Genomic DNA, 16,301 nt, shown 5'->3' on the forward strand with positions numbered 1-16,301 from the left:
GGGGGGGCGCGTGAAGTGTGAGAGCGGAGAAGGGGGGTGGGAGGGGGGCCTGGCCTGTCTGAAGACTGGCATTGGGGAGGTCCAAGTCGCCTCCCTTCGGTCGGAAGACTTGAACCAGGTTTTGATGGCATTTTTGTATTGCAGTCACAAGTACCGCGCCTCCGCTAACGCTTCTTATACCGAACCGCGATCGATGAACCGGAATACATTTTTTACTGTCTCGCGTTTCTTCTTCAAGATCATATAGGCCGCTGTCTCTCCCATGACCTGAAAGTCTGTGGAGATCACGGTTATGCCCAGGAGATCTTTCAGTGGCGTATCATTATACGAGATCACCCCTATATCTTTCCCCAGCATAAACTTCTTATCGCGCACCTGCTTGATCAGCCGCACTAAATCATTTTCTTCTATCGTAATATAAGCATCCTTGGGCTGCAGCTCCATGTCGTTGTAAAGTTCTTCGAGTATTTCGAAGTCGAAGCCGGCGTCGGAGCAGAACTTTTGGAAACCCTGGAGGATTTCGAGGGGGTAGGGGTAGACGGTTTTACGGGGGTATACCAGGATGAGCTTGTCGTATTGTTTCAGGCGTGACTGGCCTTCGCGCAGGGCGTCGTAGATGTCGGTTTTGAAGTCCTGGTAGACAGAGGCGACGTCGCGTTTGAGCTCGGGGAGATAGTTGTCGAGTAGTAGCAACCGATCTTCGGGAATCTTGCGCAGGGCTTCGAGCACGTCGGCGGTGGTGCTTTCGTGGGCGAGGTGCTCGTCTTTGAAGTGGGGCATGACGACGAAGTAGTCGTAGCGGCCGGTGCCTTCGCGCAGGGCTGTGAGAAAGATGTTGGGATCCGCGTGGAAGATGGTGAGGTCTACGTGGGCGTTTGTGCCCAGGCTGCTGACGAAGGAATTGTAGATTTGTAGTTTATAGGAGCTGAGCTTGTTGAGCAGGCAGAGGATGTTGATGCGCGAGGGAAGCACCGTGCGGGCGACGTAGTAGCCTTTGCCCTTCGCGGACACGATGATCTGTTTTTCCTTGAGGTAATTATAGGCTTTCTCGACGGTATCGCGCGAGAGGTAATACTCTTCACTGATCTCGTTGATGGACGGTATGCGCTGGCCCACGGTCAGGAGACCTTTTTCGATATCGCCGACGATCGAGTTGACGATCTGGTGATATTTGGGAATGCGCGACTCGCTGTCGATCCGTATCGGGTGGATGTACTCCATAGTCTGACCTCTCATCCCACAATGTTATAATTTTTTGCTAAACTTCCATCAAGATCAATCGATTTCCGGTGGATTTCAAACGGTATAGTGCAGGATGGCCGGAATGCCGGGGGTTTTTAGCTTTCGGTAGCGGGTAGTCCCTGCAGAAATGTATTCAGCCAGCGCGCATAGCGCACGACGGCGATGCAGGCTACGATGCCACCCAGCGAGAGCAGCAGCGCAGCCAGGACCTGTCCATTCGCCGGGTTGGCGTAGCGCATTGTCAGCAAGCCAAGATAAACCAGTGTGGAAAAAGCTCCGAACGCACGGCAAAAAAAGCGGTTTAGCTGGTAGAATGTTTCAGCGATCTCCGGATTGTCGGAATTTTGACTAAAGTTTTCAGCGACTTTATCGAGCACGACGGCGGGCATTGTGAAGTTGAGTATCGGGATCCAGCATGCTATTATCTTCAGGAAATGTTTGCCTTCGGTCTTCGACCCGGCCTGTGCGTGGTTTTGCGCAACGTTCGACACAGTGGCCAGCCAGCCGGTAAGCAGCGACATGAATATCCACAGGAATATGAGCACCAAGAGGAACGGTGCAGAAGCGATGCTTTCAAGGAAATAATCCTGATTGGTTAGTTTGAAAATCGAAGCCACCAAAAGCCAGCAGCAGAACGTGCCGAAGACAAAACTTGCGCCGACGACCAGGTTGTTTTGCCGCACCATCGGATGGCTTCCGGCCCAGTATACCAACTGTGTCCGCGACAGGGTATCGTGCCAGCCGCCGCGGCCCAGCAGAAACGAATAACGGTTAAACGGCACGAGGCGGACAATATTGCGCATCAGGACTTTGCCGAACGACGCCCGACCGGCGCCGTGGTCATTTGCGACCATCACGCCGGTTAGTACTTTGCCCGGCGTCAGCTGGAAGAAAAACTCTGTAACGACGTAGCTGATCCACACCTCCACCAGCCACGTCGTCAGCGCGACCACACTGGCGAAAGCAGGCGACATGTTATGATACGATGAAGTAGGCAAAAATGAATCATAATAACTGTACACAAAGTAGGTCATAAACACCTTGAAGCCAAACAGCAGTGTTGCCACGCCGTCTACTTTGCCGTGATACGCACGCATCCAGCGAAGCGGTACTTCTTCCGCGGCAGGATCGGGACGGGAGCCGATCACGCCCGGCAGGAAAAGGCGCAAGAGAATAAACGACAACGCCGTTTGCACGACCGGTAATACCCCGAACGGGAAATTCTGACTGTCGCCGTACTCGTACAACGGATGCATCCAGTGTAGCCAGGCATGGTAAAATCCCTGATCGATGAGAAGTGCAACACCCGACCAAAAATAGAGTAGTAAGCTTGCCAGCAGCGTTTGTTTTCGTTGCCGTTTGCTTCGCCAATAGCGTATGGCCGCGACGGGTAACAGCAATGTGAAAAATGCATGGGCAAGCATCAGCAGGCGAAGGGGCGCAATGGCGTTACTTTCCAGAAAAATAGTTGTCAATGGATTGTGGAACTCGAATCTCTCTTCGACAACAACGTTATTGTGTATCTCTCGTGTCAGGCTATTGGTGTAGACATACAGTGCGATCAGGAGAAGCGATAGTGTTGCCAGCAGGGCATCGAAGAGATATGATTTACGGCGGTCCATGTAAAAAGAGTAATGGCTGTGTGGCCAAAAGTAGGGAATTCTGTCCGGTGAATTCCTGCTATTTGATACCGGGTATTACATCGAAGTTACACTGTTGACCGGCCGCGACCGGGCCGTTGGTCATGCAAGTATACCATTGTCCATGCGCGGTCGTGTCCGCCGCCAGTGGTGTGTCTTGTTATTGATTTTCTTTTTCGGTCGGCTTTTTTACCGGCAGCTTCTGCGCCTTTAGAAAGTCTTTGATTCGTTTTTTATTTCCGGCGATCCAAAGTACATCTCCTTCTTCCAGCACTGCGGTGGAGTCGGGGTTGAGCATGCGGTTGCCGTTTCGTTCGATGCCGACGATGAGGGCTTTGGCTTGCTCGCGGATGCCGGTGCTGCGGATGGATTGGCCGATGAGGCAGGTGTCTTTTTGAAGCGTGATGTTTAGGAGCATGATCTCGTTCTTGGCGGCTTCTTCTTCGTTGCGGCCGTTGATGGATTCTTCGAAGAGGCCTTTGACTTTGGTGAGCTGCTCGTCGGTGCCGATGACGGAGACGCGGTCGCCGGGATATAGGCGCTCGTAGCGGTCGGGGGTGAGGATGGTAATGTTTCCGCGCTCGATCAGGCCGATGTTTATACCATAGTTCTCCCGCAGGGAAAGCTCTTGCAGTGTGTTGCCGATGAGGGGAGACTCCGCGGGGACTTCAAATTCTGCGAGGTGGGCATCCCACGGGGCGATCTCGGGGCGGCGCTTTTGTTGTGCTTCGCGCTCGTTGAGGTTTACCAGGAACCGTTTCTCCACGCGGTCGTAGAATTGCTGCAGCTTGCGCGAGAATACCAGTACGACGAGAATGGTAACGGCAAAGCCGACGATAATCACTACGGGAGTTGAGAAGTAGCGGTCTAGCAGGAAACCTACCAGGGCCACCGCCACGGCGACGCGCACGATCTCCAGCATGATCAGCGGACCGCGGTTGAGCTTGCGGTTGAGCCAGAGATGCGCATAGGCTTCGCGTTCGATGCGGCGTACGGCGATAGTCCAGATGGGCAGGATCATCGCGATGAGCGTGATGGCAACGGTGATGATCTTGTCTTGTGGACTATTTGCGATGCGGGTGGAGATGAAAGGAAAGAGATATCGTTGCGACAGCACGATCAGGCCGATGGCCAGCACGGTATGGATGACGATATTCAATGTATACGCCCGTAGCAGGAGCTTCCAGTCGCTGCTGGCGGAAAGCTGTTGCGTACTGGAGCTATAGCGGTTGATGCCGTTTACCCAGCGGGCGGGCAACATCCGTTCCAATAACATGTACACGCTTTCGGATTTCTGGATGAAGTATGGTGTGGTGAAGGTGGTGACGGCCGAGGCGGCCACAGCAATGGGGTAGAGGAAATTGCTGGTTACTTTCAGGCTGATGCCGAGCGAAGCGATGATAAAAGAGAATTCGCCGATTTGCGCGAGACTCATGCCGGCCTGTACCGAGTGTTTGAGCGATTGGCCGGAAATGATGGCGCCAATGGTGGTGCTGATGAGCTTGCCGAAGATCGTAATGAACGTTACCACCAATACCGGTATGGCGTAGTCGATGAGCACTTGCGGATTGATCATCATGCCCACCGATACAAAGAATACGGCGGCGAAGAGATCTTTTACGGGTCTTACCAGGTGCTCGATGCGTTCGGCCTGGGTGGTCTCAGCGAGGATTGAGCCCATGATGAAGGCGCCCAGGGCGGCGGAGAAGCCGACGGTGACGGCGAGGATGACCATGAGCAGGCACAGGCCGATGGAGACGATGAGCATGTTCTCGTCGCTCATGAGGTTGCGCGTGCGCTTGAGGAAGGTCGGTATAAAGAAGATGCCCGCCAGGAACCACAGGATCAGGAAAAAGATGAGCTTGAGCAACTGCATGCCGAGCTCGGCGCCGGCGAACTGCTGGCTGACGGCGATGGTCGATAACAATACCAACAGGAGAATGGCGACGAGGTCTTCGACGATGAGGATGCCAAAGACCAGCGTGGCGTATTTTTTGGATTTGACACCGAGCTCGTCGAATGCGCGTAGGATGATCGTGGTAGACGACATCGACAGCAAGGCGCCCAGGAAGATGCTGTCCATGGTGGTCCAGCCCAGGAGCTTGCCGGTGACAAAGCCCACGAAGATCATGATGGCGATCTCGGTAATGGCAGTGATGGAGGCGGAGCCGCCTACGGCGACGAGCTTCTTAAAGCTGAACTCGAGGCCGAGGCTGAAGAGCAGGAAGATGACGCCGATCTCGGACCATACCTGGATGCCTTCCGCATCGGCCACGGTGGGCAGGAGCGAGACGTACGGCCCCACGAGCAGGCCGGCCAGGATGTACCCCAGCACCGTCGGCTGCCGGATCTTCTTGAAGAGCAGGGTTGTGATGCCTGCTACTGCCAGGATGAGCCCGAGGTCGGTGATGAGTTGCGGAAGGTGCGTCATGCGGGCAAAATATCGTTTTTTTATTGTTTGGCCAATGAGAAAAGGCGTCCGTCACCAAAAGACTGCCGCTCATCACTTTTGCGCCGCCGCCGATCAGGTTGGTGCAACCCTGCGTCGCAAACTTTCGTTTGTTATTTGAATTTTATAATTTTGAGGATGCAGCCAAAAAGCGAGACGCTCGAAGATTTTTATAACCGTTATCCGGCCAAACGGCCGGCGGCATACGATCCCACGAAGCCTTCGGAAACCGGGCATTTTAACGTATACCGCCGCGACAGCTGCAACCGGTATGCACCCTATAACCGCCGGGACTATTATAAGATCTCGCTGATCCGCGGACAGGGCAATTTATACTTTGCCGACAAGACGATCGAGGTCGATCGGAACGCATTGGTATTCTTTAATCCCCAGGTGCCGTATGCCTGGGAAGCGATCTCGGAGGTGCAGGCCGGCCACTTTTGTCTGTTTACCGACGGCTTTATCAACGCGAAAGGCAACGAGAGCATTCTTGATTCGCCGTTGTTTCAGGTGGGATGCAACCCGGTGTTTTTTTTATCCCCCCAACAGGATGAGCACATCGGTGAGCTATTCGAAAAGATGGTTTGCGAGCGGGATTCGGACTATCCGCACAAGTTTGAGCTATTGCGCAACTATGTTAACCTGGTGATTCACGAGGCCCTCAAGATGCACCCGACGGAGACGCATCACTCCACCAGCGCGTCGGGGCGCATTGCGTCGCTTTTTATAGAGTTGCTGGAGCGTCAGTTTCCTGTCGCCTCGGAGCATTCGCTGAAGCTGCGGACGGCAAACGATTACGCCGAACGGTTGTCTATACATCCCAACCACCTGAACCGCGCCGTGAAAGAGATTACCGGGAAGACCACGACCGATCACATTTCCGAACGCATCGTTCGGGAGGCCCGCGCATTGTTGATGCACACCGACTGGAGCGTGTCGCAGATCGGCTACTCGCTCGGGTTTGAGTACCCGGCGTATTTCAATAACTTTTTCAAGAAGCAAACCCAAGCGACCCCTCGTTCGCTGCGAAAATAAATATTCGAATTTTATAATTTTTGGTTTGAAATCCATAATCCGTTGCGAAGCTTGACATCCTAGCTTTGCGACATGATCTACAGAACCCTACGCAACACTTCTGAAAAACTCTCTGCCGTTGGATTAGGCTGTATGGGCATGAGTCATGCCTATGGGGCGCTCGATAACGCGGAGTCAATTGCTACTTTACACCGGGCGCTCGACCTGGGCATCAACTTCTGGGATACGGCCGACATGTATGGTCAGGGCCGCAACGAAGAATTGGTGTCGGAGGTGTTGGTGCCGAACCGTAATAAGATCTTCCTGGCAACCAAGTTTGGCTTTCGCTACCGCGCGGACGGCACGACGTATTTTGACGGCTCGCCGGCCTATATGAAGACCGCGGTCGAGGCCAGCCTGAAGCGCCTGCGCATCGATACGATCGATCTCTATTACGCTCACCGCGTAGACCCTGCGATACCGGTGGAGGAGATGGTCGGCGCCATGGCGGAGCTGGTGAAGGAAGGCAAGGTGCGTTACCTGGGATTGTCGGAGGCTTCGGCGGCGTCTATCCGGAAGGCGCATGCGGTGCATCCGATCACGGCGTTGCAGAATGAGTACTCGTTGATAACGCGTGATGTGGAGGCGGAGATTCTTCCACTGTGCCGCGAATTGGGTATTACATTAGTACCGTTCAGTCCACTAGCCCGCGGGTTGGTGACGGCGACATTGGATACGGCGGAGTTGGCACCGGATGATTTCCGGCGGACGTTGCCACGGTTTCAGGACGCGCACCTGGATAACAATTTGAAATTGACGGAAGCGCTGAAGGCGTTTGCTGCGGAGAAGGGAATTACGCCGGCACAACTGGCGCTGGCCTGGGTGCTGGCGCAAGGGGAGGATGTGATTCCAATTCCGGGGACGAAGAAAAGGAAGTATCTGGAGGAGAATGCCGGGGCGGCGGATGTTCAACTGTCTGTTGGGGATCTGGCCTGGGTGGCGGAGATTCTACGACAGTATCCGGATGTGGGGCAACGGTATAATGAGGGAATGATGAAATTGGTGAATCATTGAATGGCATCGGCATCGGTCAGGGTTCGTCGCCAGTCTGAAGACTGGCATTGGGGGTGGGTCCAAGTCGCCCGCCCTTCGGTCGGAAGACTTGAACCAGGTATGCGACGTATACTTAGCTATATAAACGTTTTTAGTACTACCAAGACTTACCTCCTTAGAAAACGATTGAACGAGTATGTCAAGTCGCGACGTTCCCTCCACGCCGTAGCTTTTTTGAACGCAACACACGCTATATATTTCTTATGCAGTTATTGATCCCGAACGGCAGGGTTGCCGTTCATCCTTCTTTTCGAATTTATAAAATCGCTGTGCTGGTCTTTCTGGTGCTTGCCAGTACGCTGGGGGCGAAGGCTCAGCAGGCGCAGACAGCCGGTGAGCAACCGGCGCAATACCTCGCCCTGCCTGACGCAGTGGAGACCGGTGTTCAACAATATCAAAGCATTCAGGCGAAGCGCAGTTACCTGCATGCCTCGGAGGCCCTCACGCGCAATGCGCGCAATGAATACCTGCCCAATGTGATTGCGGCGGTGCAGCAGGCGTATGGTACAGTGAACGGTCAATTTGGACCACTCGGTGCTGTGGGTGTGCTGGGCGTGGCGTCGGCGGGGCCGTCGTACAGTGACCAACGTTGGAATGCGGCTTTTGGTGCGCTCTATATTGTCAGCGCCAACTGGGAGGTGTTTACCTTCGGCCGTGTGCGGTCGCGCATCGACCTGGCGAAGGCGCAGGTGCGTCGTGATTCGGCGGACCTGGAGCAGGAGGAGTTTGTACAGCGCGTGCGCATTTCCGGAGCGTATCTCAACTTGCTGGTGGCGCAGCAGTTTCTGCGCAACGGTCGGTCTAATCTCGAACGGGCGGAAGCGGTGCAGCGCACGGTGCGGGCGCGGACGAGGACGGGGTTGAACCCGGGGGTGGACTCGTCGCTGGCGAATGCGGAGGTGTCGCGGGCGCGGCTGTCGCTGATCGAGCTGCGGACCAACGAACAGCAGGTGCGCAATCAACTGGCGCAGCTCTTAAATGTACCGCCTACGGAGTTTGTCCTCGACAGCACGTTGTTGGGTAAGTCGCCACAAGAATTGAATGCAGGCGTGGCCGTGACGGATAACCCCCAGGTAAAATTTTATCAGGCGCGGATCGAGCAGGCTACGCAGGCGGCCCGCGTGGCGAGCCGCAGTGTGATGCCGGGCATTTCGCTCTTTGGCGTGTACCAGGCCCGTGGCTCGGGATTCGACTATAATTATACACCGGAGTTCCCCGATCGCTATTCGTCGCGGTATAGCGATGGGGTAGACCCGTCGCGGTACAACTATGTGGCCGGTATTAGTTTTTCGTGGAATTTGATCAGCCCGATCAAAGTACGGCAGCAGGCGCGGGCGCAGCAGTTTGTGGCGGAAGGTTACCGGCATGAATACAACCAGGTGCGCGTGCAGCTGGAGGATCAGTTGGTCCTGGCGGACCAGCGACTGACCAACAGCCTGCAGAGCTTGCAAGAAGCGCCGCAGCAGTACAACGCCGCTTCGGATGCTTATACACAGAAGAACGTGCTGTATAAAAACGGTCTGACGACGATCGTAGATCTGCAGCAGTCGATGTATGCGCTGAACCGCGCCGAGATCGACCAGAGCGTGGCGTATGTCAATGTGTGGCAGGCGCTGTTGCTGAAAGCTGCCACCTCGGGCGACTTTAACTTATTTATCAATCAGGCTCACTAGTTTATGAATTTAATACGATCTGCTCTTCGCAAGCCTATTTCGATCCTGGTACTTGTCGCCGGTATGCTGTTCTTCGGCGTTAACGCGGCGCGTACCATTAAGATTGACATTTTTCCGGCGATGAACCTGCCGGTGATTTATCTCTCTCACCCGTTCGGCGGGTATACTCCCGCGCAGATGGAAGCTTTCTTTGCCAAACCGTATATCAACATTATGCTGTTTGTGAACGGGATCAAAGCCATCGAGACCAAGAACATTCAGGGCCTTACCTTGATGAAGATTACCTTTTACCCGGGCACTAACATGGCGCAGGCGGCGGCCGAGCTAAGTGCCTTTGCCAACCGGGCGCAGGCGATCTTTCCACCGGGGTCCAACCCGCCGTTTATTATACGCTTTGACGCCTCGACGTTGCCGGTGGGGCAACTGGTCGTCAGTAGTCCGACCCGCTCGAACAATGAGCTGGCCGACATGGCCAACGTCTATGTGCGCTCCGCCTTTACCACGATTCCGGGCCTCGTGGCTGCGCCACCCTTCGGGGGTAACATCCGTACGATCGTGATCAAGGCTGACCCCGAGCGCATGCGTGCGCACAACCTGACGCCCGATCAATTGGTGGAGGCGCTGCGCATCAACAACCAGACGGCGCCGTCGGGTAACGTGCGTATCGGCGACTATAACTATATCACGCCCACGAATACGACGATCAAGAATATTAAGGACTTTGAAAAGATTCCGCTCTTTAAAGGCGATGTGCAGAACCTTTACCTGGGCGATGTGGCGACGGTAGAGGACGGCGCGGACATCACTGTAGGGTATGCTCAGGTGAACGGCAAGCGTTCGGTCTATATCAGTATTGCCAAGTCGGCAGATGCGTCGACCTGGGAGGTGGTGCAGAACCTGAAGGCGGCCATTCCCAGGTTTCAGGCGCAGCTGCCAGAAGATGTTACGTTGTCGTATGAGTTCGACCAGTCTACGTATGTGATTAACGCGGTGAAGAGCCTGATCAGCGAAGGTGTGATTGGCGCGATACTCACGGGGTTGATGGTTGTATTGTTCCTGGGCGATCTCCGCGGCGCGTTGATCGTGATCCTGACCATTCCTACCTCCATCATCTCGGGGGTGTTGTTTCTGCAGCTGTTTGGGCAGACGATCAATATCATGACGTTGAGTGGGCTTTCGCTGGCCATCGGGATCCTGGTGGATGAGTCGACGGTGACGATCGAGAATATACACCAGCATATGGATATGGGGAAACCCAAGGCGCTGGCGATCTGGGATGCGTGTAAGGAGATTGCCTTTCCGAAGCTGTTGATCTTGTTCTGTATCCTGGCGGTGTTTGCACCGGCGCTTTCGATGAGCGGGATCCCGGGGTCATTGTTCTTGCCGCTGTCTCTGGCAATCGGCTTCTCGATGATTACGTCGTACCTGCTGTCACAGACTTTTGTGCCGGTGTTGGCGAACTGGATCATGAAGGATCATGTGGGGAAACATAAAGAAAAAGGAGAAGGCAAGCAGAGCCGCTTCGAGCGCTTTCGCGTAGGCTTTGTGGCGTTTATTGAACGGCTGTTTCCACAACGCCGGCTGGTGGTATTGGGCTACCTGGTGCTTGTGATTGGCGCGGCGGCGTGGTTGCTGAGCAGCATTGGCCGCGACGTGTTACCGAAAACGAACTCCGGGCAATTCCAGGTGCGCCTTCGGGCTCCCGACGGTACGCGGATCGAGCGTACTGAACAAAAACTGACGGAATCCATTCATTTGCTGGAGGGGATCGTCGGCAAAGAAAACATCAGCGTCAGCTCGGCGTATATTGGGCAACACCCGGCGCTGTTCTCGATCAGTCCGATCTATACCTTTACCGGCGGCCCGCAGGAAGCGGTGCTGCAAGTGAGCTTGAACCGGGAGCATCACTTCGATATGGACGAGCTGAAAGAGCAGTTCCGGAATCAGATTCACGAACACATGCCTGACGTGGCGGTGTCTTTTGAGCCCATCGAGCTCACCGATAAGATCCTGAGCCAGGGTTCACCCACGCCGATCGAAGTGCGCATTGCCAGCCGGAACAAAAAGCAGAATGAAGCGTATGCGCGCAAGGTGATTGCCACGCTTAAAGAAATACCTTACCTGCGCGATGTGCAGCTCGGGCAATCGGTGAAGTATCCTGCGCTGAACATTACCGTCGATCGCGTTCGTGCGGCCCAGCTGGGGGTGGATATGACGGACGTGTCGCGGTCGTTGATCGCTTCGACGTCTTCGTCACGGTATACCGAAAAGAATGTGTGGCTGGACGAGAAGGCCGGCTTGAGCTATAGTGTACAGATTCAAGTGCCCGAAAATAAGATGACGCATGTATCTGACATCGGCCAGATCCCGCTGTTGCGTAATACCACGCGACCGATCCTGAGTGATGTGGCCTCGATTGAACCCGATACGGTGTATGGCGAGGTCGATAACCTGGGTGCCATGCCGGTGCTGTCGGTGACGGCGAACCTGACGGGTAAAGATCTGGGCGCGGCAACCGTGGATGTTGACAAGGCGCTGGCGTCGCTGGGCGAGCTGCCGCGCGGGTTGACAGTGGAAACCATCGGCATGAGTAAAGTGTTGACAGAAACACTGGACAGCCTGCAGTCGGGCTTGCTGGTGGCGATCGTCGTCATCTTCCTGATGCTGGCAGCCAATTTCCAGTCGTTCAAAGTTTCGATGGTGGTGCTGGTGACGGTGCCGGCGGTAATTTTGGGCGCGCTGTTGCTATTGCTGATCACGGGTTCGACGCTGAACCTGCAATCGTACATGGGGATTATCATGTCGGTGGGGGTGTCGATCGCTAACGCAGTGCTGCTGGTGACGAATGCCGAGCAGCTGCGGTTACAGACGGGCAATGCCCTGGAGGCGGCGAAAGAGGCTGTCGCACTGCGCGTGCGCCCGATCCTGATGACGTCGATCGCGATGATCGCGGGGATGATTCCCATGGCGATCGGCCACGGCGAAGGTGGTGACCAGGTTGCGCCGCTGGCGCGGGCGGTGATTGGCGGGCTGTTTGCCTCGACGTTTGCCGCGTTGATTGTTCTGCCGATGGCCTTTGCCTGGATGCAGGGAAAAACAACCACGGACTCCGTGTCGCTCGACCCGGAAGATAAAGACAGTAAATTTTATATACCGAATACATCGACTTCGCTATGATCGTACATCCTATGAATGCTTATCTGAATACATTGAAAGTTACCGGCGCATTGGTGCTGGCCGCGACACTGGTGCGTTGCAGCACGTCTGCGGGCGAGGCCGGTTCAACGAAAGCACCCCAGGCGTCGGCCGTGGAGACGGTGTCCTTGAAAAAAGGGTTGTTGTCGTCGGTACTGAACGTGCCGGGCGAGCTGATCTCGTACCAGCAGGTGGACCTGTATGCACGTGAGACGAGCTTTGTGAAAACGATATTGGTGGATGTCGGCTCGGAAGTAAAGGAAGGACAGGTGCTGGCCTCGCTGGAGGCGCCGGAGATCTCTTCGCGGCTGGCCGGTGCGGAATCGCGCGGCAAGTCGCAGGAGGCGGTATACCTGGCGAGCAAAGCCAATTACGACCGCTTGCTGGAGACCAGCAAAACGCCGGGTACGATTTCGCCTAACGATCTGGACCAGGCGCGGGCCCGCATGAACTCCGATCTGGCGCAGCTGGAGGCAGCCCGTGCCTCGCAGCGCGAGGCAGGCAACACACGCGATTACCTGACGATCCGCGCGCCGTTCAGCGGTGTTATCACTGCGCGTAATGTAAATCCGGGCGCCTATGTGGGGCCGTCGGGGCGCGGCTCGGAGAAACCGATGTTTACGTTACAAGAGCAAAAGCACTTGCGGTTGGTGGTGTCGGTGCCGGAAGCGTATACAGCTTATTTGTCGCCTAATGATACCGTTGATTTCTTTGTGAAGTCACAACCCGACAAGGCGTTTCATGCGCGTGTGGCACGGCTGGCGGGTGCGTTGGATGCACGGTTGCGCGCGGAGCGGATCGAGATGGATGTGATGAATGATAACAAGCGCCTTCTGCCGGGTATGATCGCCGATGTGGTGGTGCCGCTGCCGGCGAAGGATAGCACGTTCGTCGTACCGAAGCGTGCCGTGGTAAACGCGCCGGAGAAGGTCTTTATCATCAAGGTGGTGGGCGGTAAGGCGCAGTGGACACCTGTGCGCATTGGCCGTACGATCGATGGAAAGACAGAGATCTACGGCGACTTGCGTATCGGCGATGAGATTGTGCTGGCGGCGAGCGAAGAGGTGCGCGACGGATCGGATGTTCCACAGACGAAGAAAACAGAGTGAAAGTGATTGTCACTTTTTGCCCGTATAGTTGTCATAAGGGCACCGCGGCGGTATAGGTGTGGAATGATATCTTTGTATCATAAACCAACAAAAATACCATGGAAACCAACAACACCATTTCCAAACCTCGCCTGTGGACAGGCCGTATCATGAGCGCCATCGTTATCCTGTTTATGCTGATGGACGGTGTCATGAAATTTGTCAAGCCCGAGCCGGTGATTCAATCGGCTGCCGAGCTAGGCTACCAGGATCATCACATTGTATGGATGGGAGCGTTAGCGTTACTTGGAACGATCCTGTATGCTGTTCCTCAAACTGCTATCCTGGGCATTGTGTTCCTGACAGGCTTCTGGGGTGGCGCGATCAATACACATTTTCGCCTAGATGCACCGTTGTTCAGCCACTTGCTGTTCCCGGTATACCTTGCGATCCTGGGCTGGGGCGGGCTTTGGCTGCGTGACGCACGCCTGCGGGCAATCTTTCCGTTGCGCTCTTAAAAAGAGGTTGTGTGCGAGGTGCACGACATTGCCGCCCGGCATGGATTGCACCTCGCTTATATTCCACCGTGCGTTTCCGTTGAACCACTTTTTTTGCATCGATTATAGCCAGGGCATTGCAGGTTTTGGCATGCAGAGGATAGTATATGCCATTTGTCTCCTGAAAGAATTCCACGCCCACTACGTGTGTCATGAAGGAGTTGGGAAGCGATGCGCAGGTATTGGTCAGTGTGATGGGCGTTGCATCGACTTTTTGCGTGGGGATGTAGCCGCTGTACGTTGTGTGTACAGTCATCGCCCCTGCGTCATAGGAAATCGTTGCCACACTGCTGACAAGCCGGAAGTGCGTGGCGCTTTTGGGCGCTTTTACGAAACGGTTGCTTTGCGGTATAAAGATCGTTGTGTGGGTATTCTGGGCCTTTGTTATGCTATACTCGGCGGTGAGAATTTTCTTTAAGGGTGTTTCCTTGTTAAAATTCAGATCGATCAGATAGCGAAGGTCGCCGTGCGCGAGGCGGCGTTCTTTGGGAGATGTCGCCGGGTCGGCTTTGATCGCTTTTGCGATCGCGCTGGTTATGCGACTGGTCATGTGCGTGTCGGCCAGTGGCTGGAATAGCGGATAGAATGCAGCGCGTAACGCTTTGACGAACATGGCACTTTGCGCAAACTGGGCATTGTTCTCGCGCACGCGGGCAAAGGCGGGATCGGTAAGGATACGTTCGGCGTCCACGGATGTGACATCGCGGACCAGCCAGCCGTATTTCGGATGCCAGTAGTATACCTTGTCGCCGCATTTGCCTTCCAGTTTGATGATGCTTGTTTGTTTGCCCATGCTTGCGTGTCGTATTTTTGTTTTATACCGTTTGTGTGGTGTGGTAACCCATGAATGTATACTACGGATTTTTTCTATGCAAGTTTGTGTGGAAATTGTAGAGAAGTTATAAAGACATTCAAAAATAATTGTAACTGTACAGCCCTTGTAGTGGTCTTGTACATCTTTTGGTATACCTGCTTTCTGAACTCGTTACAGGTGGTCTGGCATAGGTTAGGGGTAAGTCAACCATAGCTTTAGTACGGCTTATGTACGGCTTATCCATGGGTTTGATACGGGTATGACCCTCTTGCGGGGGGGGCTCGCCAGTCTGAAGACTGACATTAGAATAGGTCCAAGTCGCCCTCCCTTCGGTCGGAAGACTTGAACCAGATCCACGACTACGGGTATGATGGGTTGAAACAAGGCCTATGGTACTTTTGCGTTAACGGGTTTTTGAGGATATTTGGTATTTGTGAGCTTTTACATAGGCCCTGTTGGTACGGGGAGGAATGATCTTATGATAGGATGGTTAATTGCCGGTTGGTTTTTGTTGTTCGTTTTTTTCTGCCAGTACAAGGTGGCGGGCATGCTGCGGTATCTGAAACATTTTTATGAAAAGGGTTTGTTGCCGGATGCGGATTACAAAGCGTTGAAGGGCAAATGGTCGGGTCAGACGCGGTTTTATGTAAAGCTGCCGGATCATCGCCAGTATGCTGCGCTATATGCGGATCCAGGGTTTGCGCAGTTTACAACATTGGTTCGTTTTGCTACGGTATTTTTTGTCGTCACGGCTATTATGATCCTGTGGAAACTCGGATCTTAAATGATAGCAGGCGCTGCCGGGTTTTTTGCTAATGTGGTGTCGGGATGTGAGTTAGCGTTTGGTAAATAAAGTGACGGGTGATCCGTGAAATTTATTTGGATGGAATAGTGCCTTTTTTCTTACGTTGCCGTTACTTGCGCGGCCGTTTTGCTGTTACAGATGCGGGGGAAAAAGGATTAAGAGAAGACATGAGGCGGTTCAGGCGAATTAAGATCAAGGGATACAAGGGGTTATTAGATGGCTTGCTTGTTTCGACGGGGAGAACGTGGACGTTGTTGCGCGATAATCCGTATGATTATTTGTTGGATGGATTTGTATTTGTGCGGAGGAAATTCCTCCTGCGCGAAGTGGAGTCGGAAGCGGTTACGTTTAAACGTGAGATCTTTGATCTGAAAGGCGAGTTCCCGGACAACTACCTCGACCTGAACCTCGACGCTGACCGCGATCTTTTCACTCATTTCCAGAAAAAAGGCGCACTTATTTCGGTTGCACGCCATGTGGAGCACAGCATTTTGGTGGGCTGGGTAGAGGAGGTCTACGAGCGGTCTTTCCGGTTGCGGTTGGTGGATCGTCGTGGGATTATTCTGGGTACGCGCAGCCTTTCGTACGATGTGGTTCGCTCGGTGGGGTTTGGCAACGATTATTTGAAGTCGTTGATGCTGATGATGCGGTCGCCGAAGTACCTGCGGGTGTTGGATGGGCAGGAGGGAAGTGTTGAAGTGAATAAGTGAT

General features: G+C 54.3%; 12 protein-coding genes. 8 read left to right on the plus strand and 4 right to left on the minus strand.

Annotated features, from left to right (window positions below; translation table 11 throughout):
• Positions 1-174 precede the first annotated feature (174 nt).
• The 3 genes from KK062_RS14785 to KK062_RS14795 form a co-directional block, all read right to left on the minus strand.
• On the minus strand, positions 175-1,236 hold the full coding sequence (locus KK062_RS14785; RefSeq protein ID WP_254085087.1) for a GntR family transcriptional regulator: 1,062 nt from the start codon (positions 1,234-1,236) through the stop codon (positions 175-177).
• A gap of 101 nt (positions 1,237-1,337) precedes the next feature.
• A complete protein-coding gene (locus tag KK062_RS14790) occupies positions 1,338-2,864 on the minus strand; it encodes an RDD family protein (RefSeq protein WP_254085088.1) in 1,527 nt (508 codons plus the stop codon).
• Positions 2,865-3,042: 178 nt separating this feature from the next.
• Positions 3,043-5,313 carry a monovalent cation:proton antiporter family protein gene (locus KK062_RS14795; RefSeq protein WP_254085089.1) on the minus strand — a complete coding sequence of 757 codons (2,271 nt, stop codon included), beginning with the start codon at positions 5,311-5,313 and terminating at the stop codon, positions 3,043-3,045.
• A 156-nt stretch (positions 5,314-5,469) separates the two neighbouring features.
• Here KK062_RS14795 and KK062_RS14800 point away from each other — a divergent pair, with 156 nt between their 5' ends.
• From KK062_RS14800 to KK062_RS14825, 6 genes are all read left to right on the plus strand, one after another.
• Complete coding sequence (locus KK062_RS14800) at positions 5,470-6,366, plus strand: helix-turn-helix domain-containing protein (protein ID WP_254085090.1); 897 nt, start codon at positions 5,470-5,472, stop codon at positions 6,364-6,366.
• A gap of 72 nt (positions 6,367-6,438) precedes the next feature.
• Entirely contained in the window at positions 6,439-7,419 is a 981-nt protein-coding gene (locus KK062_RS14805) for an aldo/keto reductase (RefSeq protein WP_254085091.1), read from the plus strand.
• A gap of 242 nt (positions 7,420-7,661) precedes the next feature.
• Positions 7,662-9,131: a TolC family protein gene (locus KK062_RS14810; RefSeq protein WP_254085092.1), complete on the plus strand. Its 1,470-nt coding sequence runs from the start codon at positions 7,662-7,664 to the stop codon at positions 9,129-9,131.
• A gap of 3 nt (positions 9,132-9,134) precedes the next feature.
• Complete coding sequence (locus KK062_RS14815; protein ID WP_254085093.1) at positions 9,135-12,308, plus strand: efflux RND transporter permease subunit; 3,174 nt, start codon at positions 9,135-9,137, stop codon at positions 12,306-12,308.
• The gene (locus tag KK062_RS14820) at positions 12,305-13,435 is read left to right on the plus strand and encodes an efflux RND transporter periplasmic adaptor subunit (protein ID WP_254085094.1); all 1,131 of its coding nucleotides are present in this window, start codon (positions 12,305-12,307) and stop codon (positions 13,433-13,435) included. Before KK062_RS14815 ends, KK062_RS14820 begins: the two co-directional genes overlap by 4 nt.
• Before the next feature lie 98 nt (positions 13,436-13,533).
• Positions 13,534-13,932 carry a DoxX family protein gene (locus KK062_RS14825; RefSeq protein WP_254085095.1) on the plus strand — a complete coding sequence of 133 codons (399 nt, stop codon included), beginning with the start codon at positions 13,534-13,536 and terminating at the stop codon, positions 13,930-13,932.
• On the opposite strand, the gene KK062_RS14830 is transcribed toward KK062_RS14825, so the two are convergent.
• Positions 13,832-14,764: a hypothetical protein gene (locus KK062_RS14830; protein ID WP_254085096.1), complete on the minus strand. Its 933-nt coding sequence runs from the start codon at positions 14,762-14,764 to the stop codon at positions 13,832-13,834. The two genes, KK062_RS14825 and KK062_RS14830, sit on opposite strands and share 101 nt — an antisense overlap.
• Positions 14,765-15,263: 499 nt before the next feature.
• On the opposite strand from KK062_RS14830, the gene KK062_RS14835 reads away from it, so the two are divergent.
• Both KK062_RS14835 and KK062_RS14840 read left to right on the plus strand, forming a co-directional pair.
• Entirely contained in the window at positions 15,264-15,569 is a 306-nt protein-coding gene (locus KK062_RS14835) for a hypothetical protein (protein WP_254085097.1), read from the plus strand.
• 188 nt (positions 15,570-15,757) lie between these two features.
• Positions 15,758-16,300: a hypothetical protein gene (locus tag KK062_RS14840; RefSeq protein WP_254085098.1), complete on the plus strand. Its 543-nt coding sequence runs from the start codon at positions 15,758-15,760 to the stop codon at positions 16,298-16,300.
• Position 16,301: the final 1 nt, after the last annotated feature.

Origin of the sequence: Dawidia cretensis, from assembly GCF_018598175.1 — a bacterium.
Classification (GTDB): domain Bacteria; phylum Bacteroidota; class Bacteroidia; order Cytophagales; family Cyclobacteriaceae; genus Ohtaekwangia; species Ohtaekwangia cretensis.

Excerpts from the sequence above, each read along its gene's own strand:
- KK062_RS14785 (WP_254085087.1), bottom strand. The coding sequence starts at position 1,236 with ATGAGAGGTCAGACTATGGAGTACATCCACCCGATACGGATCGACAGC.
- KK062_RS14790 (WP_254085088.1), bottom strand. The coding sequence starts at position 2,864 with ATGGACCGCCGTAAATCATATCTCTTCGATGCCCTGCTGGCAACACTA.
- KK062_RS14795 (WP_254085089.1), bottom strand. The coding sequence starts at position 5,313 with ATGACGCACCTTCCGCAACTCATCACCGACCTCGGGCTCATCCTGGCA.
- KK062_RS14800 (WP_254085090.1), top strand. The coding sequence starts at position 5,470 with ATGCAGCCAAAAAGCGAGACGCTCGAAGATTTTTATAACCGTTATCCG.
- KK062_RS14805 (WP_254085091.1), top strand. The coding sequence starts at position 6,439 with ATGATCTACAGAACCCTACGCAACACTTCTGAAAAACTCTCTGCCGTT.
- KK062_RS14810 (WP_254085092.1), top strand. The coding sequence starts at position 7,662 with ATGCAGTTATTGATCCCGAACGGCAGGGTTGCCGTTCATCCTTCTTTT.
- KK062_RS14815 (WP_254085093.1), top strand. The coding sequence starts at position 9,135 with ATGAATTTAATACGATCTGCTCTTCGCAAGCCTATTTCGATCCTGGTA.
- KK062_RS14820 (WP_254085094.1), top strand. The coding sequence starts at position 12,305 with ATGATCGTACATCCTATGAATGCTTATCTGAATACATTGAAAGTTACC.
- KK062_RS14825 (WP_254085095.1), top strand. The coding sequence starts at position 13,534 with ATGGAAACCAACAACACCATTTCCAAACCTCGCCTGTGGACAGGCCGT.
- KK062_RS14830 (WP_254085096.1), bottom strand. The coding sequence starts at position 14,764 with ATGGGCAAACAAACAAGCATCATCAAACTGGAAGGCAAATGCGGCGAC.
- KK062_RS14835 (WP_254085097.1), top strand. The coding sequence starts at position 15,264 with ATGATAGGATGGTTAATTGCCGGTTGGTTTTTGTTGTTCGTTTTTTTC.
- KK062_RS14840 (WP_254085098.1), top strand. The coding sequence starts at position 15,758 with ATGAGGCGGTTCAGGCGAATTAAGATCAAGGGATACAAGGGGTTATTA.